Raw genomic sequence first — 19,454 nt, 5'->3', positions numbered from 1 at the left:
GGCAATGCCGGTCAAGGTGCGGCGCGGGCAGCTTCGCAGCGCAGCGGCGGTGGCCTTGATGGCTGTTCTGGCGGCTTGCGGGCGGATCATTCCCCCCGGGCAAGCGCCCATTCCGCCGGTTGCCCAGCCAGCCGTGCCAGTTGTGGCGAACGCGCTGCTGGCCGGAGTGGCGGCTGGCCCGGCGATCACCAACCTGGGGATCGTCCGGAGCGACGCCTTGGGCGCACTGCGCTCATTCCGGGAAAGCTGCCCGCGCCTGACCAGCCGGACCGACACATCGGGCCTGACCCGTCCGGGGGATTGGGTTCCAGCCTGCACCGCCGCAGCAAAATGGCCGGACGCCGAACCTGAGAGCTTTTTCCCGGTCTATTTTGAAACCGTCCGCGTGGGTGATGGCAAGACGCTGGTCACCGGATATTACGAACCGGAAATCGCCGGAACGCGCACCCGTCAGGCAGGGTTTGACGTGCCCGTCTATCGTGTGCCGCCAGACCTTGTCCGCGCGAAAATCGGCGATGCACCGCCCAATCCTGACGGCTCGCAGCCGCTGGGCCGCTATGACGCCAGCGGCCTGTTCGTGCGCTATTTCGACCGGGGTGAGATTTATGACGGGGCGCTGGCGGGCAAGGGGCTGGAAATCGGCTGGGCTGCGGATCCGGTCGAAATGTTCTTCCTGCAGATTCAGGGGTCAGGACGCCTGCGCGCGCCTGACGGCACGGTGTTGCGGATTGGGTATGCCGGGCAGAATGGCCACGCCTACACCGGGATCGGCGGCGTCATGCGGGAACGCGGGCTGCTGGGTACCGGGCCGGGGCAGTATGCCGGATCGATGCAGGGCATCATGCAATATGTGCGGGAGAACCCGGACGCGGGCAAGGCGCTGATGCGAGAGAACCGCAGCTTCGTGTTCTTTCGCGAACTGACCGGCGATGGCCCGCTGGGCGCGCTGAACGTCCCGGTGCGCGGGCGCGACAGCGCGGCGGCGGACCCGGCATTCGTGCCGCTGGGCGCGCCGGTCTGGCTGGATATCGACCGGACGGAAGCCAACGGGCTGTGGATCGCGCAGGACACCGGCGGCGCGATCAAGGGGCCGAACCGGATCGACAGCTTCTGGGGCGCTGGTGCGGAAGCGCGAACCATTGCCGGCGGGATGAGCGGGCGGGGCACGGCCCTGCTGCTGTTGCCGCGCGGCACGCTGGCCCGGATCGGCACTGCGGCCGGCAGCAAGTAATGCGGCCCCCGCGCGGCCTTTCGCCGCAGGAAGCGGAATTGTGGGCGCGGGTAGCGGCAACGGTCAAGCCGCTGCGGCCGCGCGCCATTGCCGTGGTCGCCGCTGAACCGGCATCAGCCGCTCCGCCGCTGCCACCTGGCAAGCGCCCGCCGCGCATTGCTCCGGTTCCTGCAACCCAGCCTGCACTGCGCGTGGCCCCGGTGGCCAGACCGGTTCGCCCGCTCGACCGGGACGGACTGGATGGATCGTGGGAGAAGAAACTCGCCCGCGCCGAGGTTCATCCGGACTTCACGCTGGATTTGCATGGTCATGGGCTGGACGCGGCGCACGCCCGGCTGGATCATGGCCTGATCCAGGCGCTTGCGCTGGGCGCGCGGGTGGTGCTGCTGATTACGGGACGACCGCGCCCGGCTGAGGCGGCGGACCGGGGGGAGCGGCGCGGGGCAATTCGCGCCAAGGTGCTCGACTGGCTGGCGGCAGGTCCCCACGCCAGCCGGATCGCCGCTGTCCGTCCGGCGCATCGCAAGCACGGCGGGGCTGGGGCGCTCTACATCATCCTGCGCCGCGTGAAGTAGGCCCGCCGCGTCAAGCTGTAGCTGTTTTCTGTTCCACAAACGCAAACAGGGCCTCGGTTGAGGCCCTGTCGCATGGTGGTCCTGCCAGCCGCCGCCGAGGGAGGAAACGGCGGCGGCTGACAGACCGCTCAGAAGTTGACCGTCGCCGTCACGAACACCTGGCGCGGGTTGCCATAGAACGTGGTCAGCGTGCCTTCACGGCCCAGCGCCGAAATCAGGTTGCCGCCCGAGGTAAGCAATGCACCCGTGGTCGGGTCGGCTGCCATGAAGGTGTAGCCGGACGTCTTGACCTTCTTGTTGGTCAGGTTCTTGCCGAACACGCCCAGCGTCCAGCGCTTGTCCGGCGCGGTGTAGATCAGGCTGGCATCGACCAGCGCATAAGCCGGCTGATCGAGGAACGGGTTGGGCACTTCGAACTGGTAGGTCGTGCTCTTCCAGGAAATGCCCGCGCCCAGGCTGACTTCGCCTTCGCCCACCGCCATATCATAGCGCGCGCTGGCGTTGCCGCTCCATGCCGGGGTGTTCTGGACCTTGCGGAACTTGGCCACGTCGGTCGGGGTGCTGGCGATGTTGGCGATGTAGCTGAGATACTTTGCATCAATGTAACCCAGCGAGCCGGACAGCGTCAGTCCGCCCAGACGCAGGCGGCTTTCCAGTTCCACGCCCTGCATCCGCGCCTTGCCCGCGTTGGAAACAACGCCGCAGAAGCTGGGCAGACCGCCCACCGTGCAGGCGACCGAGCCGGGGATCTGCACATCGGTGTAGTCCATCCGGAAGGCCGCGATCGCCAGGTTCAGCGCGCGGTCGAACAACTGGGCCTTGTAGCCCACTTCATAGCTGTTCACCTTTTCCGGGCGGAACGACAGGAAGGCGGCGACTTCGGCGTCCGAACGGACACCATTGCCATCCAGATCCGGTGCGTTCACGCCCGCGCCGCGCGGATCGAACCCGCCGCCCTTGAAGCCCTGCGAGAAGCTGGCGTAGAACGTGTTGTCGCCGTTCGGCTTGAAGCTGATCGAGGCCTTGGGCGTGAACTTCTTGAATGTGCTCTTGCCCTTGAAGTTGGTGCCCGGTGCGCCAAATGCCACGCCCGCGCCGCCAAACACCGGTGAGCCGCCGCCCAGATAGTTCTGGCGCAGGATGGTGGCGGTGCGCTCATCCCAGGTGTAGCGGCCGCCGACCGACAGGCTCAGCTGATCGGTCAGATCATACGTAAAGTCGGCAAACCCGGCCAGCGTATCGGTGCCGACGTCCGCGTTGGTGAACGCAGTCAGCCCGGCCAGCGTGGTGTACAGCCGCACATCGAACTGGGTCAGCGCCTTGGCGTTGAGGTAATAGGCACCGATCAGCCCGTTGAACCGGCCGCTGTTGATCAACAGCTGGAATTCCTGGCTGGTCTGGCTGTTGCGATAGATCCCCGGCACATCGAGGTCGGTTGCGGGCAGCGCGTCGAAATCGATCGGGCTGAGCGAATCGTCCTTGCGATAGGACGAGATCGAGCGGACCGTCAGGATGTCGTTCAGTTCACCTTCCATGAACAGCGAAACGCCCCACGCCTTGACGTCCTGCTTCGGGTCGACCAGCCCGCCGCGCGTGTCATACACGTTGGCCAGCACCGGCGCGCCGGTGTTCAGGCTGGTGATCAGGCGGTGGCCACCGCGCGCGCTGGACGCATCGTGGGTATAGTCCGCCGCCAGACGAGCGAAGAACCCATCGGTATGCACTTCCATCGTGCCGCGACCGGCCCAGATGTCCTTGTTGTAGTTTTCATCGCCCGTGGTCAGGTTCTTGCCGAACCCGCCGCGCGACAGGCGTGCCAGCGAACCGCCAAAGCGCAGCGTGCCATCACCCACCGGGGTGCTGGCGCTGATCACGCCGTCGGCCTGATCATAGCTGCCATAGGTGGCGCGGGCGTTGAGGCGGGCGACGTCGTCGATCTTCTTGGTGACGTATTTGACAGCGCCGCCAACCGTGTTGCGGCCATAGAGCGTGCCCTGCGGTCCGCGCAGCACTTCGATGCGCTGGACGTCATAGATATCCAGCACGGCGGCTTGCGGGCGGTTGAGGTAGACGTCGTCGAGATAGATGCCGACGCCTTGTTCAAAACCGGAAACCGGGTCTTGCTGGCCGACGCCGCGGATGAATGCGGTGAGCGTGGAATTGGTTGCGCGGCTGGCTTCCAGCGTCACGTTCGGGACGGTTTCGGCGAGCGAGGTGATGTCCATCGCGCCGGTGCGTTCCAGCTCGGCACCCGACAGCGCGGTGATGGCAATGGGAACGTCGATCAGTGCTTCTTCGCGGCGGCGGGCGGTTACGATGATCGCGCCATCATCTTCGCTGGCGCTGGCGGCACCATCCTGCGCGAAGGCGGGGACGGCGGACAGGCTGAACATGGCACTGGCGACAAGCGACGTGCGGGCAAGCAGGGCTGCGGTACGCATAGGAATTCTCTCTCCCTTGAACAGGACACCGCCGTCAGGCCCGTTGTGGGCGATTCAGGTGATGGACTGAGCCTGCTTATATAAAAGTTGAACCAACTTTCAACTTCGTTATGCTTGACCGGCAGGCCGTTCGGCGAAACGGTGTGCAATCGTGGCAAGACGGCAACACCTGTCGTCGCAACCGGGGGATGGATCATGGACGCTGCGCAGCCGGAAACGGCCCGCACCGAGCGCGCTCCGCGTGTGCCGCGCACCGAACGCGGCCGCCGCACCCAGCGCGCGATCCTGGATGCGGCCGCCGCCGAGTTTGGCGAAAAGGGCTTTCACGACAGTTCCATCGTTTCCATCACGATCCGGGCGGGCGTCGCGCTGGGCAGCTTCTATACCTACTTCGAAAGCAAGGAGGCGCTGTTCAAGGCGTTGGTGCAGGACATGTCGAGCCGGGTGCGCGATCATGTCGCCCCGGTCCTGGCTGAACGGACCCGCCCCGGCGTCGAGGCTGAAGGCGCTGCGTTGGGGGCATTCCTGATCTTCGCGCGGGAGCACAAGGAAATCTACCGGATCATCGACGAAGCCGAATTCGTCGCCCCGGAAGACTGGCGCGCGCACTACCTCAACACCGCCCGCCGCATCGAGGAACGCCTGACTGCCGCTTACGGGCGTGGGGAACTGGCGGTCCGGCCGGACGAAGTCCACGCCTGGGCGATCATGGGCATGAACGTGTTCCTGGGCCTGCGCTTCGGGGTGATGGACGGCGATGCCGATCTGACCAGCGTGGCGGCAAAGGCGAACGCGTTGTTGAAGGATGGGTTGGGGTTGAAGGATGGGTTGGGGTAGGGCGCAATCCCCGATGACTCTGCCCGCAACCTTCGCTATGCGCGGCCACCATGTCCTTGCCAGCTTCCAACCGCCGCACCTTTGCCATCATCTCGCACCCTGACGCGGGTAAGACCACGCTGACCGAAAAGCTGCTGCTGCAAGGCGGCGCGATCCATCTGGCCGGTGAGGTCAAGGCGCGGGGGGCAGCGCGGCGGGCGCGGTCGGACTGGATGAAGATCGAGCAGCAGCGCGGAATTTCGGTCACCTCCAGCGTGATGACCTTTGAGCGCACCAGCCCCGATGGCAGCGTGATCACGTTCAACCTGCTCGATACGCCGGGCCACGAGGATTTCTCGGAGGATACCTACCGCACGCTGACCGCTGTGGACTCCGCGATCATGGTGATCGATGCCGCCAAGGGCATCGAGCCGCAGACCCGCAAGCTGTTTGAAGTCTGTCGGCTCCGCTCGGTCCCGATCATTACCTTCGTCAACAAGGTCGACCGCGAAGGCCGCAGCGTGTTTGAAACGCTGGACGAAGTGGCCGATGCGCTGGCGCTGGACGTCGTACCGATGTCATGGCCGGTGGGGATGGGCGGCGTGTTCCAGGGTGTGCTGAACTTTGCCGACAACATGATCAGCCGTCCCGAAGGCGACAGCCGCGAATTTCTGGGCAAACGTGAACTGGCGACAGCCGACAACATCCCCGCCGACATCGCCGAGGAAATCGAACTGGCGAAGGCGGGCTATGGCGATCTGGACATCGAGGCCTATCGCAATGGCGACATGACCCCGGTCTATTTCGGATCTGCACTGAAAAACTTCGGGGTGGCCGAACTGATCGACGCCATTTCCAAGTACGCACCGCCGCCGCGCCCGCAACCGAGCGAGAGCGGCACGATCCAGCCGACCGACAAGGAAGTCACCGGCTTCATCTTCAAGGTTCAGGCCAACATGGACCCCCAGCACCGCGACCGGATCGCGTTCATGCGGCTGGTATCGGGCACGTTCAAGCGCGGGATGAAGCTGACCCCGTCGGCACTGGGCAAGCCGGTGGCGATCCATTCGCCGATCCTGTTCTTCGCGCAGGACCGCGAAATTGCCGACACGGCGGAACCGGGTGACATCATCGGCATCCCCAACCACGGCACGCTGCGGGTGGGCGATACATTGTCTGAAAACAACAAGGTGCGCTTCATCGGCCTGCCCAACTTCGCGCCGGAAATCCTGCGCCGCGTCGCGTTGAAGGACCCGACCAAGACCAAGCAGCTCCGCAAGGCGCTGGACGACCTGTCCGAGGAAGGCGTGATCCAGGTGTTCTATCCGGAAATCGGCAGCCAGTGGATTGTCGGCGTGGTCGGGCAGTTGCAGCTGGAAGTGCTGATCTCGCGGCTGGAGGCGGAGTACAAGGTCGAGGCTGTGCTGGAAGCATCGCCATTCGACACCGCGCGCTGGGTCAAGGGCACCGACGCGGATTTGAGCAAGTTTGCGGACTTCAACAAGTCCAACCTCGCCAAGGATCGCGACGGCGACATGGTGTTCATGGCGCCGTCGTCGTGGGACGTGACCTATCAGCAGGAACGCCATCCGGAACTGACGTTCGGGGCGACCAAGGAGCGTTAACGCTACCGCTGGGCTGAACAAGGCGCTAGGCTGACACCATGTCCGATTTCACCGATACCCTGACCGAAGCCGACATCGCGATGATCGCGAAGCAGGCGATCTTCTTCACCGCCACGGCGGCTGCGGAAGGGCGGATCAACCTTAGCCCCAAAGGGCTGACGGACACCTTCCGGGTGCTTTCGCCTGCGCGTGTGGCCTACCTCGATCTCGGTGGTTCCGGCAACGAAACCCATGCCCATCTGGCGGCGGACGGGCGCATTACGGTGATGATGTGCAATTTTGAACAACCCGCGCTGATCCTGCGGATTTACGGCCGGGGGCGGGCGGTGTTGCCGCAGGATCCGGACTGGGCGGAACTCGCCGCGCACTTCACGCTGCTGCCCGGCACACGGCAGATATTCGATATCGCGGTGGAAAGTGTGCAGACCAGTTGCGGCTGGGGCGTGCCGGTGATGACGCTTGACCATGAACGGGCGACGCTGGTGAAATATCATGCCCAGGCCGATCCGGCGAAGTGGGAGGCCAAGGTTGCGGGCCGGACCAGCAGCATCGATGGGCTGCCGATCCGCGCGACGGATCGCTACATCGCGGGCGATGTGGCGTTCGACTGAACAGTCGTGCGGATCACCTTTGCCAGTTATAATATCCACAAGGCTGTGGGGCTGGATCGCAAGTGCGATCCGCAGCGCATCCTGTCGATCCTGCACGAGGTCGATGCCGATGTGATTGCCTTGCAAGAGGCGGACCGCCGGTTCGGCCGACGTGAAAGCGTATTACCGCGCGATATGCTGGATGATATTGGCGATTACCGCGCGGTTCCGCTGAACTCGCGGCCGGACAGCATCGGCTGGCACGGCAATGCGCTGCTGGTGCGGCGCGGGATCAGCGTGGCCGAAGCCGCGATTGTGCCATTGCCAGCGCTGGAGCCGCGCGGCGCGATCCGGGCGGACTTGCTGGTCGAGGGACAGCGCATCCGGGTAGTGGGAATGCACCTTGACCTGTCTGGCCTGCGCCGCCGCCACCAGTTGCGTGCTATCCTTTCCCATGTCGAACGCTGTGACGGGCACTGCCCGACTGTGTTGATGGGCGATTGCAACGAATGGGGCCTCAGCCGCCGGGGCGGGGCGCTGGCGGAGTTCCATGCGCCGTGGCGCGTGCTCAATCCGGGACGCAGCTTTCCGTCACGCCGTCCGGTCGCACCGCTCGACCGGATCGTAATCTCACCGGATTGGGAGCTTGAAGGGACCGGGGTCCATCACAGCGCGCTGGCCTCACGCGGGTCCGATCACTTGCCGGTCTTCGCCCGGCTTGTTCTGCCTAAAAAATAGGCAGTTGCGCAGGATTCAGGCGCGACGAACTGCTTCCAGGCAGGCTGGTTAACCGTTCTATCCCTGTAAAATAAGGAAATGTCCGGCTTGGCACGGTCATTGCTTAATATGTTCAGCCGGCGCTGTGCCGGTGTGTGAACAGGGGATCGGCATGAAATTCATCATCGCGATCATCAAGCCGTTCAAGCTTGACGAGGTGCGTGAAGCCCTCGGTGCACTTGGCGTCGCGGGGATGACCGTGACCGAAGTGAAGGGCTTTGGGCGGCAAAAGGGTCAGACCGAAATCTACCGTGGGGCGGAATACTCCACGAACATGTTGCCGAAAGTGAAGGTAGAGGTCGCCACATCGGACGAACTCGCGCCGCAGGTGGTGGAATCCATCCAGCAGGCTGCCAGCACTGACGCAATTGGTGACGGCAAGATCTTCGTGCTCGATCTCGTTTCCGCCACGCGTATCCGCACCGGCGAAACCGGGGACACCGCGCTGTGAGCGCGCCTGACAGGAGGCAAGATACCATGATTCGCAAGCTTCTCTCCGGCGCGGGGGCTATTGGCACAGCGCTGATGACTTCGACCGCCGCATTCGCACAGGAGGCGGCTGAAGCCGCCGCACCTGTGGTCGACAAGGGTGACACCGCGTGGATGATGACATCCACCGTGCTCGTCCTGCTGATGATCCTGCCGGGTCTGGCGCTGTTTTACGGCGGCCTGACCCGGACCAAGAACATGTTGGCCACGATGACCCAGATCGGCGCGGCCGCGTGCCTCGCGATGGTGATCTGGGTTGCTTATGGCTATGGGTTGGCATTCGGCCCCGAAGGCAACGCCTATATCAGCTGGGGCAAGTGGTTCCTGGCGGGTGTGACGCCGGACAGCCTGGCTGACACGTTCAGCGATGATTTCAAGTTGCCCGAATATGTGTTCATCTCGTTCCAGATGACCTTCGCCGCGATCACGGTTGCGCTGGTGCTGGGCTCGGTGGTCGAACGCATGAAGTTCGCCGCAGTGATGATCTTCGCGGCGGTCTGGCTGACGATCGTGTACTTCCCGATTGCACACATGGTGTGGGCAGTTGGCGGCCTGTTCTTCGAAATGGGCGCGCTCGACTTTGCTGGCGGCACCGTGGTGCACATCAACGCCGGTGTTTCGGCGCTGGTCGCGGCGATCATCCTGGGCAAGCGCATCGGCTACGGCAAGGACGTCATGGCTCCGCACTCGCTGACCATGACCATGATCGGCACCGGCATGCTGTGGGTGGGCTGGTTCGGGTTCAACGCCGGTTCGGCGCTGGAAGCGAACGGTTCGGCTGCGCTCGCCATGATCAACACCTTTGTCGCCACGGCGGCGGCTGGCCTGACCTGGATGATTGCGGAAAAGGCGGCTGGTCACAAGGCTTCGGCGCTGGGCTTCTGCTCGGGCATCATCGCCGGTCTGGTTGCGGTAACCCCGGCTGCGGGCAACTCCGGCCCGATGGGCGCGATTGTTCTGGGTGCGGTTGCTTCGGTGGTCTGCTTCCTGGCCGTCACGATCCTCAAGCCGAAGCTTGGCTATGACGACTCGCTGGACGCCTTCGGGATCCACGGCGTGGGCGGCATCGTCGGCGCGCTTGGCACCGCGGTAGTCTATGCCCCGATGTTCGGTGGCCCCGGCGACGGTTCGACCGGGATCGGCGCGCAGCTGGTCACCCAGGCGGCGGCAGTTGGTGCCACCATTGTGTGGGCCACGATCGGCACGATCATCGCCATGTATGTCGCCAAGGCCCTGACCGGCCTCAGGGTTTCCGAAGAAGTCGAACGCGAAGGCCTCGACCTCGGTGAGCACGGCGAACGCGCCTACAACTACTGATTACCCAGCTTGGCGGGGTCGGGGGTCTCCTCCTCTCCTCCCCCTCGGTCCCGCCTACCCACGTTCCTCCTGCGAACGTAAACTGAATGGGCCGGAGCTTACGCTCCGGCCCCTTTTTTTGTTGGGTGGTTTTCATGTGGAGCGGACAGGCCATCCGGCCTGTCCTTGCGGCACCCATCAGCGCGTCAGCGCAGCCTCGCTCTCAGCCATCAGTTCGGTCATGATGTCGGCGACGGGTTCTTCCTTGTTGACCATGCCGACCGACTGGCCCGCCATGATCGAGCCGCTTTCCACATCTCCGTCGATCACCGCACGGCGCAATGCGCCTGCCCAGAATTGTTCGATCTGGAGCTGGGCCTCGCCCATGTCGACTTTGCCGTCATCCAGCAACTGAGCGACTTCGCGCTGCTTGGCGGTGAATTCTTCGGTGCCCTTGTTCTTCAGCGCGCGGACGGGAATGACCGGCAGGCGCGGATCGACCTGAACACTGGCGATCGCATCGCGCGCGTTGGCGCGGAAGAACGCCTGCTTGAATGCCGGGTGGGCAATGCTTTCCGTCGCGCAGGCAAAGCGCGTACCCAGCTGCACGCCGGACGCGCCCATTTCCAGATAGGCTGCGATCATGTCACCCCGGCCGATCCCGCCGGCCACGAACACCACGTGGTCCGCCGCCAGCGCGGGCAGGAATTCCTGCGCCAGCACGCTGGTCGCCACCGGGCCGATGTGGCCGCCCGCTTCGCTGCCTTCGATCACCAGCGCGTCCGCACCGCTGCGCAGCAGCTTTTTCGCCAGCGCCAGCGTGGGGGCGAAGACCAGGACTTTGCCGCCGAACGCCTTGATTGCCTCGACACTGCCCTTGGGTGGAATGCCGCCAGCCAGCACCACATGGCTGATGCCGTGGCGAGCGCAGACTGCGATCAGATCGAACAGCATCGGGTGCATGGTGATCAGGTTCACGCCGAACGGTTTCGTGGTGAGCGCCTTGGTCGCGGCGATTTCGGTGTCGAGCAATTCAGGGGTCATCGCCCCGCAGGCGATCACGCCAAATCCGCCCGCATTGCTGATCGCGGCGACCAGATTGCGTTCCGACACCCAGCTCATCGCGCCGCACAGGATAGCGTGTTCGCTGCCCAGAAAGTCGATGCCACGTTGCATCAGGGCCTGGGTCTTGGAATAATCGGCCATCCGGTGAGTCCATCCTTCGTCATTTGCCCGCGCCATTGGGCAGCTAAACGGGCTTTAGGCGGGGGATTCAATGGCTGCAAGGCACTGTGGATGGGTATATATCGTCCTTGCCGATGATTGTGACGACTTTAATCGACTTTGGCGAACAGTTTGCCGCAGGTAAGCCCAATTCAGCGATGAAACGAGCAGGAGCAACGAGCATGAACACTTCAGGGCAATGCCCCGTGATGCACGGCGGCAATACCGCCAGCGGCAATTCCCCCATGGCCTGGTGGCCGAATGCGCTGAACCTGGATATCCTGCACCAGCACGATGCCAAGACCAACCCGCTGGGGCCGGACTTCGATTACCGCACCGCACTGGCCGGACTGGATATCGCCGCGCTCAAGCGCGACGTGACCGCGTTGATGACCGACAGCCAGGACTGGTGGCCGGCCGACTGGGGCCACTACGGCGGGCTGATGATCCGCATGGCTTGGCACGCGGCGGGCTCATACCGCACGGCGGACGGGCGCGGTGGCGGCGGCACGGGCAACCAGCGGTTTGCCCCGCTCAATTCCTGGCCCGACAACACCAACCTCGACAAGGCGCGCCGCCTGCTCTGGCCGATCAAGCGCAAGTACGGCAACGCCGTCAGCTGGGCCGATCTGATCGTGCTGGCCGGGACCATCGCCTATGAATCGATGGGCCTGAAGACCTTCGGCTTCGGCTTTGGCCGGGCGGATATCTGGCACCCGGAAAAGGACGTCTATTGGGGTTCGGAAAAGGACTGGCTGGCCCCCACCGGCAGCGAAGGCAGCCGTTATTCGGGTGAGCGCGATCTGGAAAACCCGCTGGCGGCGGTGATGATGGGGCTGATCTACGTCAACCCCGAAGGCGTCGATGGCCAGCCAGATCCGCAGCGCACCGCGCACGACATCCGCGTCACGTTCGACCGCATGGCGATGGATGACGAAGAAACCGTCGCGCTGACAGCGGGCGGCCACACCGTTGGCAAGGCTCACGGCAACGGCAACGCCGCGCTGCTGGGCGAAGCACCCGAAGCCGCCGGGATCGAGGAGCAGGGCCTGGGCTGGAACAACCACACCAGCCGCAGCATCGGCCGCGATACCGTGACCAGCGGGATCGAAGGTGCATGGACCAGCCACCCGACCCGGTGGGACAACGGCTATTTCGAAATGCTGCTGGGCCACGAATGGGAACTGGCGAAAAGCCCGGCCGGAGCGTGGCAGTGGCAGCCGGTGGGCATCGCGGAAGCCGACAAGCCGGTGGACGTCGAGGACTCGTCGATCCGCACCATGCCGATCATGACCGATGCCGACATGGCGATGAAAATGGACCCGGCCTACCGCGCGATTTCGGAACGGTTCCGCGCTGATCCGGCCTATTTCTCGGACGTGTTCGCCCGCGCGTGGTTCAAGCTGACCCACCGCGATATGGGGCCGAAAGTGCGCTATGTCGGGCCGGACGTTCCGGCGGAAGACCTGATCTGGCAGGACCCGGTGCCCGCTGGCCGCAGCGATTATGATGTGGCCTCGGTCAAGGCCCGGATTGCAGCCAGCGGTCTGTCGGTGTCCGACATGGTCAGCACCGCCTGGGACAGTGCCCGCACGTTCCGGGGATCGGATATGCGCGGCGGTGCCAACGGCGCACGCATCCGGCTGGCTCCGCAAAAGGACTGGATCGGAAACGAGCCGGAGCGGCTGGCCCGCGTGCTGGCCGTGCTGGAACCCATCGCGGCCGACACCGGCGTAAGCGTGGCCGACGTGATCGTACTGGCGGGCAACCTGGGTGTGGAACAGGCAGCGAAAGCTGCCGGGTTCGACGTGACGGTGCCGTTCGCACCAGGACGCGGCGATGCCACGACGGAGCAGACTGACGCGGAATCGTTCGACGTGCTGGAACCGCTGGCCGATGGTTTCCGCAACTGGCTGAAGCAGGATTATTCGGTTCAACCCGAAGAACTGCTGCTCGACCGGACGCAGCTGCTGGGCCTGACCGCGCACGAAATGACCGTGCTGGTCGGTGGGCTGCGCGTGCTGGGTACGAACCGCGGCGGCACGAAGCATGGCGTGTTCACCGACCGGGAAGGCGCGCTGACCAACGACTTCTTCGTGAACCTGACCGACATGGCCTACACTTGGGTGCCGACGGGGCGGAACAGTTATGAGATCCGTGACCGCAAAACGGGTGCCGCCAAGTGGACTGCCACGCGCGTCGATCTGGTGTTCGGATCAAACTCTGTCCTGCGCGCCTATGCCGAAGTCTATGCACAGGATGACAGCCGGGCGAAGTTCGTGGCCGATTTCGTCGCGGCCTGGACCAAGCTGATGAATGCGGATCGGTTCGATCTGACGTGACGTTCAAATCCCGGCAGGTCGTTTGATCACGGTGCCTGCCGGGCCTTTGGCCTCGCCCATGGCTTCGCGCCGGGGGCGGGGTTTTTGGGTCAGTCGGCCGCGTCGAGGCCGTAGGCGGTGTGCAGCACGCGCACGGCCAGTTCGGTTTCATCCTCGTCGATCAGGACCGAAACCTTGATTTCGCTGGTGCTGATCGCCTGAATGTTGATGCCCCGGTCGGCCATCGCACGGAACATCGTGCTGGCAACCCCTGCGTGGCTTTTCATGCCGACGCCGACAACGCTGATCTTGGCGACCTTGCTGTCGGTGATGATCCGGTTGTAACCGATCGCTTCCTTCTGCGCTTCCAGCAGGGTCTGCGCGCGCAGCAGATCAGCGGCTGGGACCGTGAAGGTCACGTCCGTCTCACCTTTGTCGCGGCCTACGTTCTGGATGATCATGTCGACGTTGATGTTGGCAGCGGCCAGCGGGCTGAAAATCGTGGCCACGGCGCCCGGACGGTCGGGCACGCGGGTCAGGATGATCTTGGCTTCGTTCTTGTCGGCAGCAATGCCGGTGATCAGCTGGCTTTCCATGTCCAGATCCTCTTGAATTTTGGCCAGTTCCTCATCGGAAACAATCATCGTGCCGGGGATTTCGTCTGCCGGGGTCGCATCATCGCCGATGAACGATGACAGCACCTGCACCCGCACCTTTTCCTTCATGGCGAGGGAGACGGACCGGGTTTGGAGGACCTTTGAGCCGACGCTGGCGAGTTCCAGCATTTCTTCATAGGTCACGTTCTTTAGCTTGCGGGCCTTGGCCACGATGCGCGGGTCGGTGGTGTAGACGCCGTCGACATCGGTGTAGATGTCGCAGCGGTCTGCTCCAATCGCGGCGGCGACGGCAACGGCGGAAGTGTCCGAGCCGCCCCGGCCCAGCGTGGTGATGCGATTGCCCGCCGTCAGCCCCTGAAAGCCCGGAATGACCGCGATCTCACCGCTCGCCATGCTGGCCAGCAGTTCAGCGGAATCGATGCTTTCGATCCGCGCCTTGGCATGGGCGTCGTCAGTACGGACCGGCAATTGCCAGCCGAGCCACGAGCGCGCCTTGCAGCCCAGCGCCTGCAGCGTCATCGCCAGCAAGCCAGCGGTGACCTGTTCGCCCGAGGCAACAACCACGTCGTATTCGGCCGGATCATACAGCGGGTTCGCCTCACGGCAGAAGTTCACCAGCCGGTCGGTTTCGCCCGCCATGGCCGAAACCACCACCGCCACTTCGTGCCCGGCCGCCTGCTGGCGGCGCACGATATTGGCAACGCGCCGAATGCGTTCCGAGCCGGCCATCGAAGTGCCGCCGAATTTCATTACGATGCGGGCCACGCGTGTCGCACCTTTCCGCAAGATTCTTTCCCGCACGACCCCTCGCCGCGCGGCGCGCGTCCTGTTAGGGACGGGGGATGAGCAATGCAACCTCTCCCGCAACGATCCGGCCCGAAGAAGCGGCGCATTTTGGCCAGCTGGCGGCCGATTGGTGGAACCCCAAGGGGTCTTCGGCGATGCTCCACCGGCTGAACCCGGTGCGGCTGGGCTTTATCCGCAGCGTGATCGACGCGCACTGGCCGGGTGATTCGCGGTCCGCTCGCCCCCTGGCAGGCAAGCGTGCGCTCGATGTCGGGTGCGGTGCGGGGCTGCTATGCGAGCCGCTGGCCCGGCTGGGCGCGGCGGTGACCGGGGTCGACGCGGCAGCGGAAAATATCGCGGCGGCCAGCGCCCATGCGGCGGGCGGCGGGCTGTCCATCGATTACCGCCGCGGAGAAATCGGCGCGTCGGGCCTGTCCGGGTTCGATCTGGTCTGTTCAATGGAAGTGATCGAGCACGTCGCCGACAAGGCGGCGTTCGTGGCTGCGCTGGCACCTACGCTGGCCCCCGGCGGGCTGATGGTGCTTTCCACCCCCAACCGCACGGCCAAATCGAAATGGCTGATGATCAAGGCCGCCGAACGGATCGGCATGGTCCCGCGCGGCACGCATCACTGGGATGATTTCATCACGCCTGATGAACTGCGCGATCTGCTGGACGGCGCAGGGCTGGTCATGGGCGATCCGCAGGGCATCGGGTTTTCACCGCTGAAGGGGCTGCACTTGTCCGATGATCTGGCGCTGAATTACATCGTGGCGGTAACGGCTGGCTGAGCAGGCGCTGATTTACCTTTCAACGCCCTGATCTCTGCCTCGCGCTTGTTCAGATACCAGGTTCGTTCGGCGGCATAGGGATCGTTCGCTTCGCGGAATTCGCGCAGGAGATCGTCCATCTCGACCCGGTCATCGACCGACCGCAGCACTCCGGTGCCGGCCGAGTAATATGGCGTGTTGAACGGCGAACCCAGCGCGCTGGGGAGCAGTGTCAGATCCAGTCCTCGCCCGACCAGATCACGCACCGTGGTCGGCCCAATCAGCGGCAGGAACAAATACGCCCCCGGCTTCACCCCGTAGAACCCCATCGTGTTGGCAAAGCCATTGCGCCGATAGGGCAGGTTGATCGGCTTTGCTTTGGCCACGTCAATTACACCGCCAATGCCAACGGTCGTGTTGACGGTGAACCGGCCCAGCGTTTCGGCAGCCTTGCCGGGTTTGAGCTGGAGCAGATAGTTCACGAAGTTGATCGGCTCGCTCAGATTGTTGAGCAAGTTGTGCAGCCCGCTGCGGATGGGCTGTGGCACCTTGTTTTCATACCCCAGCGCAATTGGCGCAACGATCGCGTCGTCAACGGCCTGCACCGCCTGAAACGAGGTCGCGTTGACCGATTGCAGCGGATCGGACCTGGGCGGCTTGCCGCGCGCGGATACCACGATGGCGCTATCATCAGCGCCTTCGCTGGCAGGCACGAGTGGCGGGGCAGGGACCGGGTCGGCAGCACGGGTGGCTGCGGGAGTGGCCGGGGTTTCATCCGTTGTGACGGATTCCTCCGCTTGCGGCGGCTGGGTTATGCTTGGCTCGGCGGATGCACCCAGCAGCAGCAGGGCGATAACGGGGGCTGCAACGCTCAATCGCTTGACCTTTATGTGGCACAGCAATTGCGCCAGTTTTTGAATGCCCCGCATCGACTTAGCAGGCCTGTCGTAAAATTGTAGTAAAACGCTCCAGTAAAATCCTGATTTTCCCGAAGTTTGTCAGGTTCACGTCAGGTCGGTGAGTGCCGCGCGCACTTGCGCCTCGCGTTCGGGCCAGGTTCCGCCGATCCGCTGCCATTTCACCCCGGCGCGCTGTAGCACGGCCTCTGCCAGATCGGCGAAACGCGCGCGCTGCGCGGTCTGGCCGAATAGCCGGGTGCCATCCTCCACCCACGGCACGTCCGCGCTGAACAGCAGGTAGCGGTCGGCCTTGGGATAGGCCAGCAACGCATCCGGCACTTCGCCGAACAGCATTTCCGCCCAGGCAGCAGTCATCAGCTGGTCGGTATCGAGCAGCAGGAGCGGCGGATCGCTCGCGCTGGCGGCATCAATGGCGGCTTGCTGCCCTTCGGCAATTGCCAGCAGATCGGCCATGGTCAGGTCGGTGCCGCGCGCCTCGCAATAGGCGCGGCCATATTCGGGCACCCATGGCACACCCAGCGCGCGCGCCAGTTTGTCCGCCAGCACTGACTTGCCGGTGCTTTCCGCGCCGTGAAAGCAGATTTGGATCACCGCGTCGCCACCTTGCGCCATTCGCGCAGCCCCAGCACCGACATCACCCCCAGCACGACGTAAAGCGCGGCGAGGAAATACAGCCCGCGGTTGATGTAGAGCATGACCGCCAGCACATCGATCGCGATCCACAGCACCCAGTTCTCGATCCGCCGCAGCGACAGCAGGATCTGCGCGGTGACGCTGGCCCCGGCAATCGCGGAATCGGCAAAGGGCAGCGCGGCGTTGGTGAAGCGGTGCAGCAGCCAGCCGAGCGAGAGCGACAGCGCCGCCGTGATCGCCGCCCAGACGAACCGCGCGCGGTCGGTCATCCAGCCGACCGGCACTTTGCGATCATCAGGGTTTCCAGCGGCGCCCGCATTGGCCCCGCGCGCCGCGATCCACAGATACCAGCCCCACGCATTGACCACGAAAAAGAACACCTGCAGCCCGGTCTCGGCATAGAGCCGCGCCTGAAACAGCGTCACCCCGATCAGGCTGACCATCGCCATCGCCGCCGGAAAGTTCCAGACCGACCGGCGCACCAGCAATACGATATTGAGCAGACCCAGCGCCGCCCCGGCCAGTTCGGTCCAGGCCGGAATCAAAGCGCCGCTGCCCACTCATCCGGTTTGAAACCCACCAGCAGCCCGCCGGGATGCTCGACGATGGGCCGCTTGATGCAGCTGGGGTTGGCGGCCATCAGCGCGATGGCCTTGGCCGCGTCCAGCCCGTCCTTGTCGGCATCGGGCAGCTTGCGGAACGTCGTTCCGGCGCGGTTCAGCACCTTTTCCCACCCCGCCGCCGTGCACCACTGCACCAGCTTGCCCGCATCGGCCCCGGCCTTCTTGTAGTCATGAAAGGCATAGGCGATGGCGTGCGCATCCAGCCACGTGCGGGCCTTCTTGACGGTATCGCAGTTGGGGATGCCATAGACGGTGACAGTCACGATTGCGGCCTCTCGAAGTGGTGGGTGCGCGGGTTGTCGCAGGTGTAGAGGGTGTAGTCCTGATAGTATTCGGCCCGCCCGCGTGATTGCGTGGCGCTGTGGTCCGGGTGGCTGCCCCACGCACGGGCGGCATCGGCGCTGGCCCATTCGGACAAGGCGATCACCTCGCCGTCATCGGCGGTATAGCCCTTGAACGAAACGAACCCCGGCTGGGCGCGGGCGAGCGCCTCCATCCGGGCGGCATCGGCGGAATACGCGGCGGCATCGATGTTGGCGCGCTTGCGGTTGCGGAAGACGACGAGGAACATGGGCACCGGCTTAGCGGGGCCGCGCTTGCGCCGTCCACCATTTTTGGCCAAAGCGGGACCATGTCCGTGAACACTTTTGGCCGCCTGTTCCGTTTCACCACCTGGGGCGAAAGCCATGGGCCGGCGCTGGGTGCCGTGGTCGATGGGTGCCCGCCGGGGCTGACCATCGATGAAAGCGTGATCCAGCCGTTCCTCGATGCGCGGCGGCCCGGCCAGTCGAAGTTCACCACCCAGCGGCAGGAGCCGGACGCGGTGCGGATACTGTCCGGCGTGTTCGAAGGCAAGACGACCGGCACACCGATCAGCCTGATGATCGAGAATGTCGACCAGCGCTCCAAGGATTATTCCGAAGTCGCCAAGGCCTATCGCCCTGGCCACGCGGACTATGCCTATGACGCCAAGTACGGCTTTCGCGACTATCGCGGCGGCGGGCGCTCATCCGCGCGCGAAACGGCGGCGCGGGTCGCGGCGGGCGGCGTGGCGCGGCTGGTGATCCCGGAAGTCACGATCCTGGCCTATGTCTCCGAAATCGGCGGCGATGTGATCGACAGGACGAATTTCGATACGGGCGAAATTCGCAACAACCCGTTCTTCTGCCCCGATCCGATCGCGGCGAAGCGCTGGGAAAAGATCGTCGACGATGCGCGGCTGGCCGGGTCTTCGGTCGGCGCGGTGGTCGAATGCGTGGCGACCGGCGTTCCCGCCGGATGGGGCGCGCCGCTCTATGCCAAGCTCGATTCCGAACTCGCCAGTGCGATGATGGGGATCAATGCGGTCAAGGGCATGGAAATCGGCGACGGCTTCGCCGCCGCGCGCCTGACGGGTGAGCAGAACGCCGATCCGATGCGACCTGCGGCGGGCGGTCCGGCATTTCTGGCCAACCACGCAGGCGGGATCGCGGGCGGGATTTCCACCGGGCAGCCAGTGGTGGTGCGCGTGGCGTTCAAGCCGACCAGCTCAATCCTCACCCCGCAGCAGACCATCACCCCGGACGGTGAAGCGGCGGAAATGTTCACCAAGGGCCGCCACGACCCCTGCGTCGGCATTCGCGGCGTGCCGGTGGTCGAAGCGATGATGGCGCTGGTGCTGGCCGATCAGAAGCTGCTCCACCGGGGGCAGTGCGGCTGATCATCCCCGCTCCCAAGGGGG

The 19,454-nt window shown here is 64.6% G+C and carries 19 protein-coding genes; 11 read left to right on the top strand and 8 right to left on the bottom strand.

From position 1 onward, the window contains the following. Nucleotides 1-4 precede the first annotated feature (4 nt). On the top strand, nt 5-1,231 hold the full coding sequence (locus Q8Q53_RS01540) for a murein transglycosylase A (RefSeq protein ID WP_305699982.1): 1,227 nt from the start codon (nt 5-7) through the stop codon (nt 1,229-1,231). Further along, nucleotides 1,231-1,806 (top strand): Smr/MutS family protein, encoded by a 576-nt coding sequence (locus Q8Q53_RS01535; RefSeq protein ID WP_305699981.1) that lies wholly within the window; start codon nt 1,231-1,233, stop codon nt 1,804-1,806. The genes Q8Q53_RS01540 and Q8Q53_RS01535 overlap by 1 nt, the downstream gene beginning before the upstream one ends. Before the next feature lie 128 nt (nt 1,807-1,934). On the opposite strand, the gene Q8Q53_RS01530 is transcribed toward Q8Q53_RS01535, so the two are convergent. Then, nucleotides 1,935-4,247: a TonB-dependent receptor gene (locus Q8Q53_RS01530; RefSeq protein WP_371136480.1), complete on the bottom strand. Its 2,313-nt coding sequence runs from the start codon at nt 4,245-4,247 to the stop codon at nt 1,935-1,937. Nucleotides 4,248-4,442: 195 nt separating this feature from the next. On the opposite strand from Q8Q53_RS01530, the gene Q8Q53_RS01525 reads away from it, so the two are divergent. From Q8Q53_RS01525 to Q8Q53_RS01500, 6 genes are all read left to right on the top strand, one after another. Further along, nucleotides 4,443-5,084 carry a TetR/AcrR family transcriptional regulator gene (locus Q8Q53_RS01525; protein WP_305699980.1) on the top strand — a complete coding sequence of 214 codons (642 nt, stop codon included), beginning with the start codon at nt 4,443-4,445 and terminating at the stop codon, nt 5,082-5,084. Between the two features lie 50 nt (nt 5,085-5,134). Then, nucleotides 5,135-6,688: a peptide chain release factor 3 gene (locus Q8Q53_RS01520; RefSeq protein WP_305699979.1), complete on the top strand. Its 1,554-nt coding sequence runs from the start codon at nt 5,135-5,137 to the stop codon at nt 6,686-6,688. Nucleotides 6,689-6,726: 38 nt separating this feature from the next. Next, entirely contained in the window at nt 6,727-7,299 is a 573-nt protein-coding gene (locus tag Q8Q53_RS01515; RefSeq protein WP_305699978.1) for a pyridoxamine 5'-phosphate oxidase family protein, read from the top strand. Between the two features lie 6 nt (nt 7,300-7,305). After that, the gene (locus Q8Q53_RS01510) at nt 7,306-8,016 is read left to right on the top strand and encodes an endonuclease/exonuclease/phosphatase family protein (protein ID WP_305699977.1); all 711 of its coding nucleotides are present in this window, start codon (nt 7,306-7,308) and stop codon (nt 8,014-8,016) included. A gap of 151 nt (nt 8,017-8,167) precedes the next feature. Continuing rightward, nucleotides 8,168-8,506: a P-II family nitrogen regulator gene (locus tag Q8Q53_RS01505; protein WP_305699976.1), complete on the top strand. Its 339-nt coding sequence runs from the start codon at nt 8,168-8,170 to the stop codon at nt 8,504-8,506. Nucleotides 8,507-8,532: 26 nt separating this feature from the next. Then, nucleotides 8,533-9,861 (top strand): ammonium transporter, encoded by a 1,329-nt coding sequence (locus tag Q8Q53_RS01500; protein ID WP_305699975.1) that lies wholly within the window; start codon nt 8,533-8,535, stop codon nt 9,859-9,861. A gap of 177 nt (nt 9,862-10,038) precedes the next feature. Here the strand turns inward: Q8Q53_RS01500 and Q8Q53_RS01495 are convergent, their stop codons facing one another. After that, entirely contained in the window at nt 10,039-11,046 is a 1,008-nt protein-coding gene (locus Q8Q53_RS01495; protein WP_305700035.1) for a nitronate monooxygenase family protein, read from the bottom strand. Nucleotides 11,047-11,246: 200 nt separating this feature from the next. Here Q8Q53_RS01495 and katG point away from each other — a divergent pair, with 200 nt between their 5' ends. Continuing rightward, nucleotides 11,247-13,406, top strand: a complete 2,160-nt coding sequence (gene katG, locus Q8Q53_RS01490; RefSeq protein WP_305699974.1) for a catalase/peroxidase HPI — start codon at nt 11,247-11,249, stop codon at nt 13,404-13,406. Nucleotides 13,407-13,495: 89 nt separating this feature from the next. On the opposite strand, the gene Q8Q53_RS01485 is transcribed toward katG, so the two are convergent. Next, nucleotides 13,496-14,767 carry an aspartate kinase gene (locus Q8Q53_RS01485; protein ID WP_305699973.1) on the bottom strand — a complete coding sequence of 424 codons (1,272 nt, stop codon included), beginning with the start codon at nt 14,765-14,767 and terminating at the stop codon, nt 13,496-13,498. A gap of 77 nt (nt 14,768-14,844) precedes the next feature. On the opposite strand from Q8Q53_RS01485, the gene ubiG reads away from it, so the two are divergent. Next, on the top strand, nt 14,845-15,579 hold the full coding sequence (gene ubiG, locus Q8Q53_RS01480) for a bifunctional 2-polyprenyl-6-hydroxyphenol methylase/3-demethylubiquinol 3-O-methyltransferase UbiG (RefSeq protein WP_305699972.1): 735 nt from the start codon (nt 14,845-14,847) through the stop codon (nt 15,577-15,579). Here ubiG and Q8Q53_RS01475 read toward each other — a convergent pair. The 5 genes from Q8Q53_RS01475 to Q8Q53_RS01455 all read right to left on the bottom strand — a co-directional run bounded on the left by Q8Q53_RS01475 (nt 15,552) and on the right by Q8Q53_RS01455 (nt 18,305). Beyond that, nucleotides 15,552-16,433, bottom strand: a complete 882-nt coding sequence (locus tag Q8Q53_RS01475; RefSeq protein ID WP_305699971.1) for a VacJ family lipoprotein — start codon at nt 16,431-16,433, stop codon at nt 15,552-15,554. The two genes, ubiG and Q8Q53_RS01475, sit on opposite strands and share 28 nt — an antisense overlap. Nucleotides 16,434-16,562: 129 nt before the next feature. Continuing rightward, on the bottom strand, nt 16,563-17,069 hold the full coding sequence (locus Q8Q53_RS01470) for an ATP-binding protein (protein ID WP_305699970.1): 507 nt from the start codon (nt 17,067-17,069) through the stop codon (nt 16,563-16,565). Continuing rightward, on the bottom strand, nt 17,066-17,671 hold the full coding sequence (pnuC, locus tag Q8Q53_RS01465; protein WP_305699969.1) for a nicotinamide riboside transporter PnuC: 606 nt from the start codon (nt 17,669-17,671) through the stop codon (nt 17,066-17,068). Before pnuC ends, Q8Q53_RS01470 begins: the two co-directional genes overlap by 4 nt. Beyond that, nucleotides 17,653-17,997: an arsenate reductase gene (locus Q8Q53_RS01460; RefSeq protein ID WP_305699968.1), complete on the bottom strand. Its 345-nt coding sequence runs from the start codon at nt 17,995-17,997 to the stop codon at nt 17,653-17,655. The genes pnuC and Q8Q53_RS01460 overlap by 19 nt, the downstream gene beginning before the upstream one ends. After that, entirely contained in the window at nt 17,994-18,305 is a 312-nt protein-coding gene (locus tag Q8Q53_RS01455) for an antibiotic biosynthesis monooxygenase (protein ID WP_305699967.1), read from the bottom strand. The genes Q8Q53_RS01460 and Q8Q53_RS01455 overlap by 4 nt, the downstream gene beginning before the upstream one ends. 60 nt (nt 18,306-18,365) lie before the next feature. Here Q8Q53_RS01455 and aroC point away from each other — a divergent pair, with 60 nt between their 5' ends. After that, nucleotides 18,366-19,433, top strand: a complete 1,068-nt coding sequence (gene aroC / locus Q8Q53_RS01450; RefSeq protein WP_305699966.1) for a chorismate synthase — start codon at nt 18,366-18,368, stop codon at nt 19,431-19,433. Nucleotides 19,434-19,454 lie beyond the last annotated feature (21 nt).

The organism is Novosphingobium sp. (genome assembly GCF_030699305.1).
In the GTDB taxonomy this organism is placed as follows: domain Bacteria; phylum Pseudomonadota; class Alphaproteobacteria; order Sphingomonadales; family Sphingomonadaceae; genus Novosphingobium.
This window is presented reverse-complemented; position numbering and strand designations above follow the sequence as displayed.